The 18396-nt window shown below is 64.9% G+C and carries 18 protein-coding genes and 3 pseudogenes; 9 read left to right on the plus strand and 12 right to left on the minus strand.

Annotation, left to right across the window (positions count from 1 at the left end; all coding sequences use genetic code 11):
* The first annotated feature begins 56 nt into the window (after window positions 1-56).
* Entirely contained in the window at window positions 57-875 is an 819-nt protein-coding gene (gene map / locus CWO91_RS27005; protein WP_130217839.1) for a type I methionyl aminopeptidase, read from the plus strand.
* Here the strand turns inward: map and CWO91_RS27010 are convergent, their stop codons facing one another.
* The gene (locus tag CWO91_RS27010; protein WP_130217841.1) at window positions 876-1496 is read right to left on the minus strand and encodes an Ada metal-binding domain-containing protein; all 621 of its coding nucleotides are present in this window, start codon (window positions 1494-1496) and stop codon (window positions 876-878) included.
* Between the two features lie 230 nt (window positions 1497-1726).
* Between CWO91_RS27010 and CWO91_RS27015 the strand changes: the two are divergent.
* From CWO91_RS27015 to radC, 3 genes and pseudogenes are all read left to right on the plus strand, one after another.
* A pseudogene (locus CWO91_RS27015) lies at window positions 1727-2569 on the plus strand (DMT family transporter); the annotation flags it as partial.
* Window positions 2570-2648: 79 nt separating this feature from the next.
* Window positions 2649-3470 (plus strand): intradiol ring-cleavage dioxygenase, encoded by an 822-nt coding sequence (locus CWO91_RS27020; protein WP_130217843.1) that lies wholly within the window; start codon window positions 2649-2651, stop codon window positions 3468-3470.
* Window positions 3471-3715: 245 nt separating this feature from the next.
* The gene (radC, locus tag CWO91_RS27025) at window positions 3716-4429 is read left to right on the plus strand and encodes a RadC family protein (RefSeq protein ID WP_130217845.1); all 714 of its coding nucleotides are present in this window, start codon (window positions 3716-3718) and stop codon (window positions 4427-4429) included.
* A 116-nt stretch (window positions 4430-4545) separates the two neighbouring features.
* Here radC and CWO91_RS27030 read toward each other — a convergent pair whose 3' ends face one another.
* From CWO91_RS27030 to CWO91_RS27065, 8 genes are all read right to left on the minus strand, one after another.
* Window positions 4546-5265 (minus strand): hypothetical protein, encoded by a 720-nt coding sequence (locus CWO91_RS27030; protein WP_245471373.1) that lies wholly within the window; start codon window positions 5263-5265, stop codon window positions 4546-4548.
* A gap of 208 nt (window positions 5266-5473) precedes the next feature.
* Window positions 5474-5674, minus strand: coding sequence for a hypothetical protein (locus CWO91_RS27035; protein ID WP_130217849.1), 201 nt, complete (start codon window positions 5672-5674; stop codon window positions 5474-5476).
* Between the two features lie 176 nt (window positions 5675-5850).
* Window positions 5851-6225: a hypothetical protein gene (locus CWO91_RS27040; protein ID WP_130217851.1), complete on the minus strand. Its 375-nt coding sequence runs from the start codon at window positions 6223-6225 to the stop codon at window positions 5851-5853.
* Window positions 6226-6336: 111 nt separating this feature from the next.
* Window positions 6337-7029 carry an AprI/Inh family metalloprotease inhibitor gene (locus CWO91_RS27045; RefSeq protein WP_130217853.1) on the minus strand — a complete coding sequence of 231 codons (693 nt, stop codon included), beginning with the start codon at window positions 7027-7029 and terminating at the stop codon, window positions 6337-6339.
* Window positions 7029-8018, minus strand: a complete 990-nt coding sequence (locus CWO91_RS27050) for a 2-hydroxyacid dehydrogenase (protein ID WP_130217855.1) — start codon at window positions 8016-8018, stop codon at window positions 7029-7031. The genes CWO91_RS27045 and CWO91_RS27050 overlap by 1 nt, the downstream gene beginning before the upstream one ends.
* Entirely contained in the window at window positions 8018-8836 is an 819-nt protein-coding gene (locus CWO91_RS27055; RefSeq protein ID WP_130217857.1) for an ABC transporter permease, read from the minus strand. Before CWO91_RS27055 ends, CWO91_RS27050 begins: the two co-directional genes overlap by 1 nt.
* Window positions 8833-9648 carry an ABC transporter ATP-binding protein gene (locus tag CWO91_RS27060; RefSeq protein WP_130217872.1) on the minus strand — a complete coding sequence of 272 codons (816 nt, stop codon included), beginning with the start codon at window positions 9646-9648 and terminating at the stop codon, window positions 8833-8835. The genes CWO91_RS27055 and CWO91_RS27060 overlap by 4 nt, the downstream gene beginning before the upstream one ends.
* An 89-nt stretch (window positions 9649-9737) precedes the next feature.
* The gene (locus tag CWO91_RS27065; RefSeq protein WP_130217859.1) at window positions 9738-10760 is read right to left on the minus strand and encodes an ABC transporter substrate-binding protein; all 1023 of its coding nucleotides are present in this window, start codon (window positions 10758-10760) and stop codon (window positions 9738-9740) included.
* A gap of 162 nt (window positions 10761-10922) precedes the next feature.
* Between CWO91_RS27065 and CWO91_RS27070 the strand changes: the two genes are divergently transcribed.
* From CWO91_RS27070 to CWO91_RS27085, 4 genes and pseudogenes are all read left to right on the plus strand, one after another.
* Window positions 10923-11729 (plus strand): creatininase family protein, encoded by an 807-nt coding sequence (locus CWO91_RS27070; protein WP_130217861.1) that lies wholly within the window; start codon window positions 10923-10925, stop codon window positions 11727-11729.
* 140 nt (window positions 11730-11869) lie between these two features.
* Entirely contained in the window at window positions 11870-12133 is a 264-nt protein-coding gene (locus CWO91_RS27075; protein ID WP_165405731.1) for a hypothetical protein, read from the plus strand.
* Between the two features lie 203 nt (window positions 12134-12336).
* Window positions 12337-13169, plus strand: a pseudogene (locus CWO91_RS27080) (DUF1194 domain-containing protein); the annotation flags it as partial.
* Window positions 13170-13690: 521 nt separating this feature from the next.
* Window positions 13691-15658 carry a carbohydrate porin gene (locus tag CWO91_RS27085; protein WP_130217864.1) on the plus strand — a complete coding sequence of 656 codons (1968 nt, stop codon included), beginning with the start codon at window positions 13691-13693 and terminating at the stop codon, window positions 15656-15658.
* A gap of 89 nt (window positions 15659-15747) precedes the next feature.
* Here the strand turns inward: CWO91_RS27085 and CWO91_RS27090 are convergent.
* A pseudogene (locus CWO91_RS27090) lies at window positions 15748-15984 on the minus strand (methyl-accepting chemotaxis protein); the annotation flags it as partial.
* Between the two features lie 236 nt (window positions 15985-16220).
* Here CWO91_RS27090 and CWO91_RS27095 point away from each other — a divergent pair.
* Window positions 16221-17516, plus strand: a complete 1296-nt coding sequence (locus CWO91_RS27095; RefSeq protein ID WP_130217866.1) for a hemolysin family protein — start codon at window positions 16221-16223, stop codon at window positions 17514-17516.
* Between the two features lie 217 nt (window positions 17517-17733).
* Here CWO91_RS27095 and CWO91_RS27100 read toward each other — a convergent pair whose 3' ends face one another.
* Together CWO91_RS27100 and CWO91_RS27105 are read right to left on the minus strand one after the other, a co-directional pair.
* Window positions 17734-17973 carry a PilZ domain-containing protein gene (locus CWO91_RS27100; protein ID WP_130217868.1) on the minus strand — a complete coding sequence of 80 codons (240 nt, stop codon included), beginning with the start codon at window positions 17971-17973 and terminating at the stop codon, window positions 17734-17736.
* An 89-nt stretch (window positions 17974-18062) separates the two neighbouring features.
* Window positions 18063-18396, minus strand: a 334-nt coding sequence (locus CWO91_RS27105) for a glutamate synthase-related protein (protein WP_245471374.1), incomplete at its 5' end; no start/stop codon positions are given.

The raw sequence follows: 18396 nt of genomic DNA on the forward strand, positions 1-18396 counted from the left end.
AATCAAGCCTTTCCGCCAACATCGAAATCAGGCCGAGCCCGGAAGACAGTTCCCGCATGAGCTACGTCGAAGCCACCGATACCTCCCTGCGCAAGACCGGACAGATCAAGCTGCATGGGCCGAGCGCCTTTGCCGGCATGCGCAAGGCGGGCGCATTGGTGGCCAAGTGCCTCGACGAGCTCACCGACATCGTCGGGCCCGGCGTGCCGACCTCGCGCATCGACGAATTCGTCCGCGACTTCGCCTTCAGCAACAACGCCTATCCGGCGACGCTGATGTATCGCGGCTACCGATACTCGACCTGCACCTCGCTCAACCACGTGGTCTGCCACGGCATGCCCGGCGACCGCCCGCTGAAGGAAGGCGACATCGTCAATATCGACGTCACCTTCATCGTCGACGGCTGGTACGGCGATTCCAGCCGGATGTATGCGGTCGGCCCGATCGCGCGGAAAGCCGAGCGGCTGATCGAAGTCACCTATGAAGCGATGATGCGCGGCATTGCCGCGGTGAAGCCCGGCGCCACCACCGGCGACATCGGTCACGCCATCCAGAGTTTCGTCGAGCCGCAGGGCATGAGCGTGGTGCGCGATTTCTGCGGGCATGGCCTCGGCCGCATGTTCCACGACGAGCCGAACATTATCCATATCGGCCGGCCCGGCGAAGGCGTGCAGCTCAAGCCCGGCATGTTCTTCACCATCGAGCCGATGATCAATCTCGGCAAGCCGCACGTCAAAATCCTCTCCGACGGCTGGACCGCGGTCACCCGCGACCGCTCGCTGTCAGCGCAGTTCGAGCATTCGGTCGGCGTGACGGCGACGGGCGTGGAGATCTTCACGCTGTCGGAGCGGCACGGCGAGAAGCAGATCGGCTGATCACCGCACGCGCTCCGCCGCGCCCTGTCGCGGACGCCGGAATGACGATGGCGGCCGCTTGTAGGTCGCCGCGAATGCGTCGTTGAATCGGCGGACGCTGCCGAAGCCCGCCGCGAAGGCAATCTCCGCAAAATTCATGGTGGTCTGGTCGATCAGGCGCTTGGCTTCCTGCACGCGCCGGGTTGCCGCGATCTCGCTCGGGCTCGCGCCGGCATGGCGCATGAATAGGCGGAGCAGATGGCGCGGCCCGACCCCCAAGGCTTCGGCAAGCTCCGCCGCCGATGCGCGATCCAGGAATCCTTCGTTGATCAGACGCATCCCGCGGGCGACCGTGGTGGCCGTTCCCATCCAGGCGGGAGACCCCGGCGCTGCCTCCGGCCGGCACCGCAGGCAGGGGCGGAAGCCGGCCCGCTCGGCGGCGGCGGCCGTCGCATAGAAGGTGACGTTCTCGGAGCGAGCGGGGCGAACGGGACAGACCGGCCGGCAATAGATGCGCGTCGAGCGAACGCCGGAGAAGAACAGACCGTCGAAAGCGCGGGCACGCGCGAGGCGCGCCCGATCGCACGTCTCCCAATCGAGATGCGGTGGCAGCGCCTGCTGGTGTGCCGAGCCTGTCGCCATGGCCTGACAATAATTTCGATGCGGCCTGACGGATAGCCGGAATCGGACTCGATCGGGCGATGAGGTCCGAATTCAGCCAGCCTGTCCGGCCGCTCCGGCTCATGGTGTCGATCGCCTCAGGAGGCAATCGCATGAGCACACAGGTGCAACAAACGATGTCAGGACGAACGACCGTCGCGTTCGAGATCGGCCTACTGCTGCTTCTGTCCCTGATTTGAGGCAGCTCGTTCACGCTGATCAAGGTTGCGATCCCGACCATTCCGCCCTTCACGATGGTCGCCGCGCGGGTGACGATCTCGGCTATCCTTCTGGTCCTGATCGCGCTCGCGCAGGGACATGACCTTCCCCGCCGGGGATCGGTGTGGGCGGCCTTCCTCGTGCAAGGGCTGCTGCAAAGCGCGCTGCCGTTCACCCTGATCAGTTGGGGCGAGATGCATATTTCGAGCGGCCTCGCCGGCGTGCTCAACGCAACGCCGCCGATGTTCGTGCTCGCGATCGCGATGATCACCGGACGCGGGCGCCGGACGATAAGCGGCCAGAAGGTCATTGGCGTCGGTCTTGGCCTCGCAGGCGTGGCCGTGACAATGGGCATCGATGCGCTCTCCGGGATCGGCACGGCGGCACCGCCGGCGCAAGCGGCCGTGCTCGGCGCGAGCCTTTGCTATGCGCTCGCGCCGATCTGGGGCCAGCGCTTCTCGGGCCTGCCCGCAATCGTCACGGCCGCCGGTGCCATGAGCTGCGCCGCGATGCTGATGCTCCCCACGGCCGCCGTCGTCGATGAGCCATGGAGGCTGGCGCCGACGGCACAGGCGATCACGGCGGTCATCGTCCTTGCGGTGGCCTGCACCGCGCTTGCGATGGTGATCTATTTTCGGCTGATCCACACGCTCGGCCCACTCGGCACGACCAGCGGGAGCTACCTGCGCGCGGGATTCGCGGTGGCACTCGGCATCACCCTGCTTGGCGAGCGCTTTACCTGGTCTAGTCTGGCAGGAATGGTGCTCATTGTGGTCGGGGTGGTGGCTGTCACGGTGCCTCCACGGAAGCGAGACAGCGAGAAACCGTTGATCTGATTGCCGCCATTATCGCAGCTTGATCTTGCCATCCCCCTTGCCGATGACGATCTCTCCTCAGGGCTGACAGGAGAGATGATTGGCCAAGTCAACGCGTCGCGGTTTCCTTGGATTCGTATCCGCCAGCGCCGCCGGCCTGCTGCAGACCCGCGCCCAGGCGGCTCCAGCCACCGCGGACAGCGAGCCGGCCTGCATCCTGACGCCCCAGGCGGATGAAGGGCCGTTCTATGCCGACCCGAAACTCGTTCGGTCCGACATCACGGAGGGCAGGCCCGGTGTGCCACTGACACTGCGGCTGCGCGTGATCGAAGCCGGGCCCTGCACGGCAATCGGGGACGCCCGGGTCGACATCTGGCATTGCGATGCAAAAGGCCTCTATTCGGCGTTTCCCGGCCAGGGCGACGGCCACAACATCGACGCGACCAGCAAGACGTTTTTGCGTGGCACGCAGATGACCGACGAGGCCGGCTGGGTTGCGTTCAATACCATCTATCCCGGCTGGTACGACGGCCGCGCCACGCACATCCATTTCAAGGTATTTTTGGACGACCGCACGGTGCTGACCGGGCAGACTTTCCTGCCGGACGCACTGAACGAGTTCATCTACATCAACGTTCCCGCCTACAAGGACCGCGCCCGGCAGCGCACGATCATCAACGCCAATGACCTCGTGATCGGACGCTCCGATCCCGAGCATCGCGCCTTCTGCGCGGTGAAGGAGGAGCGCGACCGCTACGTTGCGACGCTGACGCTCGGCGTCGACCGCCGCACCGATGCGACCGTCGGGCGCCGCGGACCTCCGCCGGGTCCACCGCCGTCAGGCATGGGCGGATCGATGTTCGGCCGCCCGATCAAGGACAGGCTCGCCGCACTGGTGCCGGGGTTGAAGCCGGGGCGCTAGAGCTGCGTCTCTGACGTCTGGTTCACTCAATGTCATTCCGGGACGTCATTCCAGGGCGCGACGAAGTCGTGAGCCCGGAATCCATTCAGCCGCGTACTCTGTGGCCCGATGCATTCCGGGCTCTCTCGCTCCGCTCGGGCCCCGGAATGACGGAATGGACTGTTGGAGTCACAACGCTAGAGCGGCGCCGCCGTGCCGCAATTGACAGTTGCAAAAACGTTGGCCCGCGGCAATGCTGGCGGCCGATGCCCGTCAAGCCAGACCACGACAAAGACAAGCCTGAGGACACGCCGCATTATCACGGCCATCGCGAGCGGCTGCGCGAGCGCTTCTACAGCGCGGGCGCGGATGCGCTCAGCGACTACGAGCTGCTGGAGATGGCGCTGTTTGCCGCGCTGCCGCGGCGGGACACCAAGCCACTCGCAAAGACTTTGATCAAGACCTTCGGTTCGTTCGCCGAGGTCGTGCATGCCCCAGTGGCGCGCCTGCGCGAGGTGGACGGCGTCGGCGAGGCCGCGATCCACCAGCTCAAGCTGATCGCAGCGGCGGCGCACCGCGTCGCCAAGGGCGGGGTCAACAGCCGCAACGCGCTGTCGTCCTGGAACGAGGTGATCGACTACTGCCGCACCAGCATGGCCTTCGCCGACAAGGAGCAATTCCGCCTGCTCTTCCTCGACAAGCGCAACCAGCTCATCGCCGACGAGGTGCAGCAGACCGGCACCGTCGACCACACCCCGGTCTATCCACGCGAAGTGATCAAGCGCGCGCTCGAACTCTCCGCGACCGCGCTGATCCTGGTGCACAACCACCCCTCAGGCGACCCGTCGCCCTCGCAGGCCGACATCCAGATGACCAAGGCGATCATCGACATCGCAAAGCCGCTGGGCATCGCCGTGCACGACCACATCATCGTCGGCAGAAGCGGCCATGCCAGCCTGCGCGGGATGCGGTTGATCTAGAGCGGACTAGCTTTAGGCTGTCTCCGCTTGGGGATTGTCCCATTGCGGAAGCACCCTGTCCCCAACCCTCTCCCACAAGCGGGAGAGAGAGTGCACCTCCGTTGTGACCGGCAGTGTCATCGAACGGACTGCCATCCTTTCGGCGTCCAGCGGAGCAGCGCTCCCGAAAGCGGCTTCGGCGCACGGGCCACGACGTTCTGGGCGAGCGTACGCAGCGCGTCGAGCGCGGCGCTGCTGTCCTCGCCCGAATAGAGCACGAGATCGGGCGTCGGAACCGCCACGATCAGAACGCCATCCTGGGCTTGCGCGAGCGGCGCCCAGCTGTCGATCAGCGCAAGCCGGCTTGTCGCGTAATAATCGCCCTTCAACGTGCCGACCTGTCCCGGCACGGCCGGCTTTGCAGCGGACATGAGCGGCTTCAAGCTGCTGCGTACATTGGCGATGGCGATGTCGAAGACCTGGTCCGACGTCAAGCCGAGCGCAGCACGGTCCTTGTCATTGAAGATCCTGACCGTGCGCGGCGAGTCGAGCACCGGGACGATCACCAGCCCCTCCGCGAGCGGACGCGTCGGGATGGTACCGGCAGACTCGAGCTCGCGAAGCGCCTGCCGCATATAGTCGGTCGAGCGCACCACAATTCGGAGAGCTGCTTTGGTCGGAGCGTCCTTTACGTTGCCGGTCGTTGCGACGACCCCGCCGACATAGGTCTCGATCTCCTTGGCGCAGCCGCTCGTGTTGGCCTTGCAGAAGGCGTAGATGCGATCGAGGTTGGCTTGCAAGGGACCGATCGAAAGCGTCAGAGGGCCCTTGATCACGACTTGTGTGTTACGAACCACGGCATTTATCCGTGCCGCCACGAAAGCAGTGAACGCAGGCTCGTCGGTGGGGATTCGTTGCGCAGATGCAGGGCCGACGGCGAGGAGAGAGCCGCCGACGATCGCAGCGATCAGCCACCGGCACATGCGAGACCGGATACACATACGCCCCGCTCGGGCCTGTTGCGCCAAAGGGCGGGCATGTCGCGACAGCACGCTTGCAGCGCCCTCAGACCGAGGGGCCCCTGGCCAGAGCAGATGCGAGGCGGCCATTGTGCCAGTTGAAACCGACCTTCGGCCTTACGCCGGTCGACTGCTCGAGGTCGCCCTCCACGGCCCGTGCGTACTGCATTCCGTTTTTCAGCGCGCCAAAGGCATCGCAGCCGGACAGGGCAAAGGCGAGGACGATGATGACGATGGCTCTGAACATCGAAAGGACCTGAACGGAATGCACGCTCTACGTTGGATTGCGGCAACCGTATCATGCAACACGCCGATCAGACCACAGAAAAGACGTGGCGGCGCCCAGCCGCCGGAGGCGGGGTGTCGCGGCCGTTAGTGGTGGCGGATCGCCGAGCCGGCTGCGGGCTTGCCTACAGAGCGGGGTTACGGTTCGACCCAGCGCAGCACCGCTTCGACTGTGTCGGCGGGCGTGGTGTTGAAGCAGATCGCGGCTTCCGGCGCCAGGCGGTGGACGAGGTTGAGCACCTTCTCGAACAGCAGCAGGCGCTCCTTGGGCTCGCGGAGACCGGCGCCGATCACGATGCAATCGAAGCGCTCGTCGCGCAGCGCCGCCGTCACGGCGGCCTCGGCGGTCGCATCGAGATCGATCAGACAGCTCGTGACCTCGAAACCGAGGCCGCGCAAACGCAGGAGCTGGGCCTCGATATAGCTGCGGACATGTTCGGGCGTGAGCTGCGGGAATGCGCTATAATTCGCATTGCCGGGCTCGATGCCGATCGCGAGGACACGCTTGGCCATGCGGATCTCCCAACGGAATCATCTGTTCCGCTAACCGATTCCCTGCCGCTCCGGTTCCCCATGAGAGCTCGCCGCGTCATCGTCGCGGCAGTGCCGAGCGACCTCGGTCGCCTATTGACGCAGCATGATCAGGAGATCGGCGGTGTCGGGGACGCGCCGCCACTGCGCATTATCGTCGGCCTCGAACTGCCAGGCCTCGCCGGCCTTCGACATCAGGATGATCTGGCCGCGCTCGAGCCGCCATTGCGTCGGGTTGAACTGCGCGATCGCCGCGTCGCATTTCGGCTTGAGGAAGACCTGGAAATTGTCCGGGCCCGCCTCGGTGTTGGTCAGCGTCAGCCCGCAGACCGGCTGGCCGTTGCCACGCACCATCGACCAGTCGCCGATCATCTGGTCCATCGACTTGGCCATCGAGCGCGCGGCGGCGAGATCTTGCAGGATGTAGACACCCTCGCCCTGGCGCAGGCCCTCGAAGATGCCGGCCTCGACCTCGGTGAAGTCGATCACGGCTTCACCGGTCGCGTCCTGCAAGCGGACAATGTCGAGACCTCGAACGTTCCAGGCGACGATGTCCTTGGTGAAAGGCAGCGCGGTCTTGCAGGCCGGCTCCAGCTCCAGCTTAAAACCCTGGCCCGCGGCGTCGCCCTTGAGCGTGACGACGCAGGTCTTGCTGCGCTCGGTGGTCGACAGCTCCCACTGCCCGGGCATCTGCTTCTTCAGGGTCGTTGCATCCTGCGCATGCGCGATGCCGATCGCGGCCAAGTAGGCCGCGACGGCGAATGCAACGCCCCGAAGAGCTCTCATCAGCGCCCCCTAAACGGCGTTTCCGCAACCGGCGTCAGCGGCGCCTTGCCGGCGAACCAGGACTTGAGATTGTCGACCACGAGCTGGTCCATCGCGTTGCGTGTCACCACCGAGGCCGAGCCGATATGCGGCAGCAGCACGACGTTCTGCATGGACTTGAGGTCGTCCGGCACGTTCGGCTCGGCCGCGAACACGTCGAGGCCGGCGGCGAGAATGGTGCCGGATTTCAGCGCCTGCACCAGCGCCGGCTCGTCCACCACCGAGCCGCGCGCGACGTTGATGAGCACGCCGCGCGGGCCGAGCGCCTTGAGCACCTCGGCATTGATCATCTTGTTCGTGCTGGCGCCGCCGGGCACGATGACCATCAGCGTGTCCACCGCCTTCGCCATCTCGATCAAATCAGGATAGTGCTTGTAGGAGACGTCCTTGGACGGATTGCGGGAATGATAGACCACCGGCACCAGGGAGGCATCGAGCCGGCGCGCGATGGCCTGGCCGATCCGCCCCATGCCGACGATGCCGACCTTGCGGTCGCGCAGCGAGCCGACGCTGAGCGGATAGTTCTGCGTCTGCCACAGTCCGGAGCGGACGTAGCGGTCGGCCTTGATGAACTCGCGCAGGGTCGAGATCAGAAGGCCCATCGCGACGTCGGCGACCTCCTCGGTCAGGACGTCGGGCGTGTTGGTGACGATGATGTTGTGCTCGGCCGCGTATTTGGCGTCGATGTGGTCGTAACCGACGCCGAAGCTCGCCACCATCTCGAGCTTGGGCAATTGCGACAGCGAATCCTTGTCGGCGCGCACGGTGTGATAGGTCACGGCAACGCCGCGGATCTTGTCGCGGACCGCCGGCGTCAGTCGCTCGAGGTCACCGCGCGTCTCGGCCTTGTGCACGACGAAATGGTCGGAAAACCCGTTGTCGAGGATCGGCCGCACCGGCCCATAGATCAGAAGGTCGATCTTTTCGGACGAAATCGAACCGGTAGACATCAGCTTTCCTTTCCAAGCGCGCTCTCATGCCAGCGCCGTAAAGCGAGGTGCGAAACTAGCGCCAGCACCCCATAGATGACAATCCCGGCGAGCGACAACAAAAGCAGCGCCGCGAACATGCGGGGTATGTTCAATCGATAGCCTGACTCGGCGATCCTGTAGGCGAGCCCGGAGCCGGCACCCGCCGTTCCGGCCGCGATCTCGGCCACGACCGCGCCGATCAGCGACAGGCCGCCGGCGATGCGCAAGCCGCCGAGGATGTAGGGCAGCGCCGCAGGCAACTTGAGGAAGCGCAGGGTCTGTGGCGGCGAGGCGCCATAGAGCTGGAACAGGCCGGCGAGATTGCGGTCGACCGAGTTGAGCCCGAGCGTGGTGTTGGACAGCACCGGGAAAAAGGCGACGATGAAGGCGCAGACCACCACCGCGGTCTGCTGCTCCAGATAGATCAGGAGCAGCGGCGCAATCGCGATGACAGGCGTCACCTGGAGGACGACGGCGTAGGGGAACAGCGAATATTCCACCCATTTCGACTGGTTGAACAGCAGCGCCAGCGCGATGCCGCCGACGCTCGCGGCGACAAACCCTTCGAGCGTGGTCAGAAGCGTGGTGGCCAGCGACTGCGACAGCACCGCCCAGTCCTTGATCAGCGTCAGAAAGATGACGGAGGGCGCCGGCAGCACGTAAGGCGGAATCTCCTTGATGCGGACCACCAGTTCCCAGGCGAGGAGGCCGGCCGCGAACACGATGACGGGCAGCACGAGGCGCATCGCGCGTTGCGCGCCGGACGGTTTTGCGGTGACGGCAGCTTGCGCGTTCATAGCGTCGACTGCCCCGCATAGGACGGCGCCAGCGCGGCCGACACTCTTCGGCAGTAATCGGAATAGGCCGCGGAGGTACGAAACTCCTCAGCCCGCGGCTCGACCGTCTCGATGCGGAGGTCGGCCTGGATGCGGCCGGGCCGCGCCGTCATCACCACCACGCGCTGCGACAGGTAGACGGATTCGAACACCGAATGGGTGACGAAGATGATGGTCTTGCCGAGGCTGCGCCATAACGCGAGCAGATCATTGTTGAGGCGGAAGCGCGTGATCTCGTCGAGCGCCGCGAACGGCTCGTCCATCAGCAGGATATCGGGATCAGTGACGAGCGCGCGCGCCAGCGACACCCGCATCTTCATGCCGCCGGAGAGCTCGCGCGGAAAGGCATCGGCAAAATCGGCAAGCCCGACACTGGCGAGCGCCGCGTCCGCACGCGCGCAGGCCTCTGCCTTGGGAACGCGGCCAAGCCTTAGGGGTAGCCGCACGTTGTCGCGCACGCTGGTCCAGGGCATCAGCGTCGGCTCCTGGAACACGAAGCCGATGCCGTGGCCCGGCTGCGGCACGCCCTCGTGGCGCGCCACCCGCACGATTCCGGACGATGGCATGCTGAGCCCCGCGATCAGCCGCAGCGCGGTCGACTTGCCGCAGCCGGACGGGCCCAGCAGCGAGATGAACTCGCCCTTGCGCACCGCGAGGTCGAGCGGGCCGAGCGCCATGACGCCGTTATCATACGTCTTCGTCACGCCGCGCAGGCTGACGGCGAGAGCCGTCAGGCTGGCCTCGACGGTGGGCGACGCTTGGCTCTCTACCATTGCGCGCTGAACATTGCGGGGCATGTCACCTCTCCCCATCGGGGAGAGGTGCAGGACGCCGAGCCACCTCCGCCAAATCTCAACATGCGTTACGGCTTGCTCGGGCGCAGCTCGACGCCGACGCCCTTGTTGACGAAGCGCAGCGTATAGGATTTGCGGAAGTCGAGATCGGGCTTCACCACGCCCGCCTTCACCATCTTGTTGAAGAAGGAGGTGTAGCGCTCGTCGCTCATGGCGCCGATGCCGTTCTTCAGGCTGTCGCCGGAATCGACGATGCCGTGCTCCTTCATCTTGGCGACGGAATAGGCGAGCAGATCGTCGGTCATCTCCGGATTGAGCTGCTTGATCATGGCGTTGCCGGCGGAATTGTCGCGGTAGATGTAATTGTACCAGCCGATCATGGAGGCATCGACGAAGCGCTGTACCAGGTCCGGCTTCTTCTCGACGATCTCGCGGCGAGTCTCGATCAGGGTCGAATAGGTGTTGAAGCCGTAGTCGGCGAGCAGCAGCACGTTGGGCTTGAAGCCGGCCGCCTTCTCGACCGCGAAGGGCTCGGATGTCACGTAGCCCTGCATGGCGCTCTTGGGGTTGGCGATGAAGGGCTGCGGATTGAAATTGTAGGGACGGACGTTCTTCTCGCTGAATCCATATTCGGATTTCAGCCACTGGAAGTAGCTGGTCATGCCCTCCTTGGAGACGAACAGCGTCAGCGGCTTGAGATCCTCGATCTTGGCGACCTTGGCGTCGGGCTGCGTCAGCATCACCTGCGGATCCTTCTGGAAGATCGCGGCGATGGTGACGACGGGGACGTTGTTGGCGACCGCATCGAACGACATCAGCGTGTTCGCGGCCATGAAGAAATCGATCTTGCCGGCGATCAGCAGCATCCGGTTATTCTCGTTCGGCCCGCCGGGGACGATGGTGACGTCGAGGCCGTATTTCTTGTAGGTGCCGTCGGCGACCGCCTGGAAGAAGCCGCCATGCTCGGCCTCGGCGACCCAATTGGTGCCGAAGGTGACCTTGTCGAGCGTCTCGGCCCGCACCGGGACGCTTCCGACCAAAACGGCCATCAGGCCCGCCGTTAACGCTCGCCGCAGATGAGAAGGGCTCATGAAGGGACTCCGTCGATCGTTGCTGGCCGATGTGAACGCAACGCGATAAAACCGCATGAAGTTCGGGGACGCGAGCCGGCCGGGCCCGCGTCCCCTCATACCCCAAATTACGTGACAAATTCAGGCAAAGAAACCTCCAAAGAAACCTCCAAGGAAAGCTCAATGATGCCGTCGCGCGACTGGACCGAGATCCGCTGGGCCGATGCGGCCCCGGCCGAGGCCTCGCGCTGGATCGCGGTGCTGCCGCTGGCGGCGACCGAGCAGCACGGCCCGCATCTGCCGCTCGAAACCGACGTGCTGATCGCGAATGCGTATCTGGCGCGCGTGCGCGAGCTGCTGCCCGAAACCGTTCCGGCCAGTTTTCTGCCCGTTGAGCCGATCGGCATTTCCACCGAGCATATCGACTATCCGGGCACACAGACGCTGCCGACTGATGTCGCGCTGAAGCGATGGACCGCAATCGGCGAAGACGTCGCCCGGCGCGGCGTGAAGAAGCTCGTCATCATCACCAGCCATGGCGGCAACAGCGCGGCCATGATGCTGGTGGCGCAGGATCTGCGCGCACATCACAAGCTGTTCGTGGTGACGACCTCGTGGTCGCGCCTGTCGGGCGCTGACTCATTGTTCCCGGCCGATGAAGTGCGCCACGGCATTCACGGCGGCGCGGTCGAGACCTCGATCATGCTGGCACGTTATCCTGACCAGGTGCGGATGAATGCAATCGCGGATTTTCCCGCGAGCAGCATCGCGATCGAGCAGCAGTATCGCTGGCTGTCGACGCAACGTCCCGCGCCGTTCGCCTGGCAGGCGCAGGATCTCAACGCCAGCGGCGCCGTCGGCAACGCGACGCTGGCCGTTGCAGAAAAGGGCGAACGCCTGATCGATCAGGGCGCGACGGCCTTTTGCGAGTTGCTGACTGAAGTCGATAACTTCGACGTGAACAGGCTCGCCAAGGGGCCCCTCGGCTAGCTCCCATCCTGCTGGAATTGTTCAGGAAAGCACAGGGCTCGGCGACCGCATTTCCCGGCTTCGAACCGGACGCGAGGAGCCTCCGTCCAACTGGGCACGCGGGCCACAACGGACCGCCTCAACCCCGGATGGAGTTTCACATGTCGATCAAGACCAAGATTGCCGCCGCAACTCTCGCTGCCCTCGCCGTCACCGGCAGCATCGTGTCCACCACCTCCTCGGCCGAAGCCAAGCAGCCCGGCTGGGTCTGGGGCGTGGGCGCCGGCATCGCCACCGCCGCCGTCGTCGGCTCCGCGATCGCTGCCAGCAATGACCCCTATTACTACGGCTATCACCGCTGCGGCTGGGTCGCCCAGTACAACGCCTTCGGCCAGTACGTCGGCCGCGTTCGTACCTGCTACTGATCTAGGTACCTGAGGCCGATCTCTCGTGGATCCTGCGTCCGACACGGGCGCCTCATCCACCCCGTGTCGTGCCCCCGACCCCGCCCGGCTGTCCCCCCGGGCGGGGTCATTTGTTTTCGGGCCGCGAGACCCCCCCTCAGGCCGAGCCTTCCGATTGCACCTTCCACGTGTCAAGGTACGAACAGGTGGCTGGAGGGGCGAGTATGAATTGGCGGGTTTCAGTTGGATTGATCCTGCTCGCGATGCTGACGTCAACGCAGGCATTTCCCGAACCGGCCTCGCAGCCGCAAACAGTGGTCCAAGGCGATGATCGCCCCGCCGTGGACGTCGAACTCGTGATTGCGGTCGACGTTTCCTACTCGATGGAACCGGACGACCTGGCAGCTCAGCGCGAAGGCTTTGCCAAGGCCATCGTCTCGCAGGAGTTTATTCGAAACGTGCAGGCCGGTGTTATCGGCATAGCGCTGACCTATTTCGAATGGTCATCCACGAATGACCAGAAAATAGTCGTCCCCTGGCGACAGATCGACGGAGCGGAATCGGCTGAGGCCGTGTCGCAACTGAGCTCATGAAGGCACCGATCCGCCGCGGTGCGCGCACGTCGATCTCGAGTGCGATCAAGTTCGCCATGCCACTGTTTGAGCAGAGCCCGTACCGTGGCTCGCGCCGTGTCATCGACATTTCGGGCGACGGTCCCAACACCACCGGCGATCCGGTCGCCACAGCGCGCGACGCAGCGTTGCAGCAGGGCATCGCCATCACCGGCCTGCCGGTCATGACCGATGCAGCACCCCATAAACCGACGGACTTCCAGCATATCGACCATATCGATTGGTACTATGAGGATTGCGTGATCGGCGGCCCAGGCTCCTTTGTCGTGCCGATCACCGATCGCGAAAACTTCAAGGAGGCGATCCGGACCAAGCTGGCGCTCGAGGTCGCAGGCCGCACGCCGGATCAATCTGCGGCCCCTTCTGTGGGCCAGAAGCCGCGGGTTCTCTGCACGATCGGCGAAAAGCTCTGGCAGCAGCGGTGGGATACGATCGGTGCGGCGAACAAGGCTACGATCAGTCCGGCCGGCAAGCATACGCGCAGTCCGGCCAGCACGGATGACGCATTGCTCGACAAGAAGATGAAGAGCATCTGCCGCGGCTGCTAGATGCTTTCGTCAGCCGGCGACCCGGCCGCCGACCTGCTCGATCGCGCCGCCCTCCATTTGCCTGGTCTCGGATAGGTCTCCAGCAGAGGCCGGGCTCCGCTCGCCCAGTCCAGTTTCCTGCCCCCTTAAGCGATGTTGCAGCCTCGTCACACAAGGGTGCGAACCATCACCGCGGCAATCCGCGCCAGTTGCTATTGCGAATTAATCGCAATAAGGTTCGCAACAAGACAGGGGCTTGGGACGAAATCGCGCCGGATCGAGATCATCTCGCTAGGTCGCCTCAGCAACCGAGACCTGATGACAGGGTCGCCGCGAATCGGCAGGGATGTCGCGGCGGGTGGATACATTCGCGTTTGGGGGCGTGCGTTTTGACGTTGAGAGGTCACCGTTACAGGTACATGCGGACGGCCGCGGCGATTGCCACGGGCGTGCTGGCTTTTCCTGCCGCAGGCACGGCGGCCGATCTGCCACTGAAGGCCCCGGCGCTGAGAGCGGTCTATGATTGGACGGGCCTCTATATCGGCGCGCATGCCGGCTATAGCCGCGGCTCATCGCACTTTGCGCTGACCGACGGCACCGCAGTCAGCGACAGCGGCGTCTTCAGCGGCATGATCGGCGGCGTGCAGGCCGGCTACAATTACCGGCTCAATTCCGGCTGGCTCGTCGGCGTCGAAGGCGATTTCTCGTTTCCCAACTACATTGCCTCGAACTCGATCGTCTCGTTCCTGGCGACCCCCGCCAACACCGTCACCCAGCAATGGGACTACACCGCGAGCCTACGTGGCCGCGTCGGCTATACCAGCGGTCCGTGGCTGGTCTATGCCACCGGCGGCTTTGCCTGGATGGGCGAGCGCTATTTCGACACGCCGGCCGCCGGCGAAGTGCCGAAAATCCTGAACACGCGGCCCGGCTGGATCGCCGGTGCCGGCATCGAATACGGGTTTGCGCCGCATTGGAGTGCACGGCTCGAATATCTCTACAGCCGCTTCGACGGCGCCAATGTCGCCTTCTCCACGGGCGCCCAATACAGCTCCTCGTCGCTCGACTTCCAGCAGGTCAGGCTCGGCCTCAACCGCAAGGTCGATTGGCCGGGCATGCCGAGCTACACCCCGAAGAGCTCCCTGATCGACACGGAATCCGATCGCTGGGAGATTCACGGCCAGAGCACCTATCTGCCGCAAGGCTATCCGTCCTTCCCCGCCCTCTACACCGGGCCGAACTCGCTCTCGCCCTCGGCGCAGGCCAAGGCGACGTGGAGCAACAGCCTGTTCCTGAACGCGCGGCTCTGGGACGGCGGCGAGGTCTATTACAATCCCGAGCTGCTCCAGGGGTTTGGACTGGGCGACACCGTGGGCGCGGCCGGCTTCCCCAACGGCGAAGCGCAGAAGTCGAACTTCCCCTATCCGCATTACAACACTTCGCGCCTGTTCGTACGCCAGACATTTGGTTTTGGCGGCGAGCAGGAGGAGTTCGCGAGCAGCCAGTTGCAGCTCGGGCAGAAGGTCGACGTTTCCAGGCTCACCTTGCAGGCCGGCAAGTTCGCGGTCGTCGACGTGTTCGACGGCAATGCCTACGCCAAGGACACCCGCAAGGACTTCATGAACTGGTCGCTATGGGCGCCGGGCGCCTTCGACTATTCCGCCGACAAGGTCGGCCTCACCTATGGCGTCACCGCCGAGCTCAACCAGAAGCATTGGGCGCTGCGCGGCGGCTATTTCCTGATGGTGGCCGAGCCTAATTCGAATCATTTCGACACCAGGGTCGGCGAGCGTGGCCAATACGTGCTCGAGCTCGAGACGCGCTTCTCGCTGTTCGGCCAACCCGGCAAGCTCAGGACCATGGGCTGGCTCGACAGCGCCAACATGGGCAGCTTCCGCGAGACGCTGGACAATCCCGCGCTCAATCTCGACATCGCGCAAACCCGGCGCGGCCGTCTCAAGGTCGGCTATGTCGTCAATCTCGAACAGGCGATCACGGACGATGTCGGGCTGTTCGGCCGCTGGAGCTGGAACGATGGCAAGAGCGAGACGATCGCCTTTACCGACATCAACCGCAGCCTGTCCGCCGGACTGTCGATCAAGGGCACGACATGGGGCCGGCCGGACGACGTGATCGGCATCGGCGGCGCCATCAATGCCATCTCGCAAGACTATCGGGACTTCCTGGCGGCGGGCGGTCTCGGTATTCTCATCGGCGACGGCGCGCTCAATTACCGCAAGGAGCGCATCCTCGAGACCTATTACGCCTACGCGCTGAACAAGAACCTCACCCTCACCGCTGACTACCAACTCATCGTCAATCCCGCCTACAACGCCGACCGCGGACCGGTGTCGGTGTTTTCAGGGCGGCTGCACGGGGAGTTCTGAACGCGGCTCAGGCGCGACGAAAGAGCGTAAGCCCTCACCCGGATCGCATCTTCGATGCGATCCGACCTCTCCCTATGGGAGAGGTGAACCTACGCCGCCCGGATCGCGTCCAGGAATTTTCCGACCTCGAGCTTGAGACGGCTGCTCTCGCCGGACAGCGATCTCGCAGACGCGAGCACGTTGGCGGAGGCCGATCCGGCTTGGCTGGCGCCGCGCTGCACGTCGACGATGCTGGCGGAGACCTGCTGGGTGCCGCGGGCCGCCTGCTGCACGTTGCGGGAAATCTCCCGCGTCGCCGCGCCCTGCTCCTCGACCGCCGCGGCGATCCCCCGAATACATTTTGCAAATGTCAGAAACCTGGCCGGCGGCCACTATGGGCGCGTTAAGCAACGACCCGTAGTTCCGCGGAGTGCCCGGCCGCACCGCGGGCCTGTCGGAATGCTGTCAATCAACGGGTTCCCAGGGCGGGGTTGCGACAGAATCGCCGGCATTTCCTCTCCGAATTCCTATATCAATGGCTGCGCCTCCAACCGGGCCACACTCGCTTACTCGCGGAACGTCAATGCTCTCGGTCGAACTCGTCATCGTCGTCGTGCTGATCGTCATCAACGGCCTGTTGTCCATGTCCGAGCTGGCCGTGGTGTCGTCCCGCCCGGCGCGGCTGTCGCTGCTCGCGGCCAAGGGTGTGCGCGGCGCCGAGCGGGCACTGACGCTGGCGGCCGATCCCGGCAAATTCCTCTCGACGGTGCAGATCGGCATCACGCTGGTCGGCGTGCTCTCCGGCGCATTCTCGGGCGCGACGCTCGGGCAGCGGCTGACGCAATGGCTGGTCGAACTCGGCATGTCCTCGGGCATCGCCGACATCGTCGGCGTCGGCCTCGTCGTCACGCTCATCACCTACGCCACCCTGATCGTCGGCGAACTGGTGCCGAAGCAGGTGGCGCTGCGCGACCCCGAGAGCATCGCGGTCAGGGTCGCGCCCGCGATGCACCTGCTGGCGCGGATCTCGCTGCCGCTCGTGTTCCTGCTCGATGTCTCCGGCAAGCTGATCCTCACGCTGCTCGGCCGCGGCGGCAGCGCCGAGGAAAAGGTCTCGGAGGACGAGATCCATCATCTTGTCCGCGAGGCCGAGAGCGCAGGCGTGCTCGAACCCGGCGAGAAGGAGATGATCGCCGGCGTGATGCGGCTCGGCGACCGCCCGGTCGGCGCCGTCATGACGCCCCGCACTGAGGTCGACGAGATCGACCTGAACGACGATGCGGAGACCATTCACGAGATCATCGCAAAGAGCCCGCATTCGCGCTTCCCCGTCTCGGACGGCGATCGCGACAAGCCGATCGGCGTGCTCCAAGCCAAGGACCTGCTGATCGCTTATATGAACGAGCGCGCGCCGGATCTGCGCGCACTCGTGCGCGAGGCGCCGGGCATTCCGGCCTCGGCGGATGCCCGCGACGTGCTGACCATCCTGAAAGCTGCGCCGGTCCATGTCGGCTTCGTCTACGACGAATACGGCGCGTTCGAAGGCATGGTGACGGCCGCAGACATCCTCGAGTCGATCGTCGGCGCCTTTCATTCCGAGGAAGGGCCGCCCGAGCCGGCCTTTGTCAGGCGCGACGACGACTCGCTCCTGATCTCCGGCTGGATGCCGGTCGACGAGTTCGGCGAGCTGCTCGGCATCGAGCTGCCGCCGCACCGCTACAACACGGTGGCGGGCCTCGTGCTGCAACAGTTCAGCATGCTGCCCAATGTCGGCGACGCCTTCGACTTCGCCGGCTGGCACATCGAGGTGATCGACCTCGATGGACGACGGATCGATAAGATTTTGGCGAGCCGGCGCGGCGAGCAGGCGGCGGCGTGAGGGGGCGCGCGACTGTATGCATAGCGCGCGGGGACGCCGCACCAACCTCCACTCGTCGTCCCGGCGCAGGCCGGGACCCATAACCACAAGATTGAGTTTGGCGACAACTCGCTAACTCCGATCTCGCGCAACAACCTCTGCCTCGGCGTATGGGTCCCGGCCTGCGCCGGGACGACGGCTGAGATTGGAGCCCGCGCTCAGGCCAAACGCAAGACCCTCACCCGAACTTCACTCCGATCCGCTTTTCCTTGCGCCAGACCACGGTGCAGGACAAATGCTTTCCGTCGGCGTGGACGAACAGGGTGAAACGGTCGGGGATGCCGACCGGGCTGGTGACGTCGAGGGCTGCGCCGGTGTCGGACAGGTTGCGGACGGCGCAGTCGATTGCGCCGCCGCCGAACTCGATGGTTCCGGCCTTCAGCACGCGATGTCTCGCCTTGTCGCGCCGTTCGTCCATGGGGCCAATCTACACCCAAAGCTGAACCAAGCGTTAAACGCAGCCTCTCCCGCAATGAATATCCGGCGGTCTTGCAATCGAGGCGACGCTCACAGCGCGGGCTGGAACGTCTCGGAGCGCGCCATCCGCCAGCCATCGCGGAATCGCGGATCTTCCGTGCCTTCGAGCAGCTCGCCCGGGCGCAGCGCCGGATAGAGCTGTGCGAAGGATTGCACCTGGGTCGTCGATCTCCGTTGGCTGAAATGGATCGGGCGCAGCTGCTGCGGATGTTCGAGGCCGGCGGCGGCGATCAGCTCGGTCAGCGAATGCAGCGTCGCTTGGTGGTAATTCTGCACGCGGTCGATCTTGAGCGGCACGTAGAGCGCGCGCGCACGCGTCGGGTCCTGCGTCGCGACGCCGGTCGGGCAGCGGTCGGTGTGGCAG

The organism is Bradyrhizobium genosp. SA-3, assembly GCF_004212635.1.
In the GTDB taxonomy this organism is placed as follows: domain Bacteria; phylum Pseudomonadota; class Alphaproteobacteria; order Rhizobiales; family Xanthobacteraceae; genus Bradyrhizobium.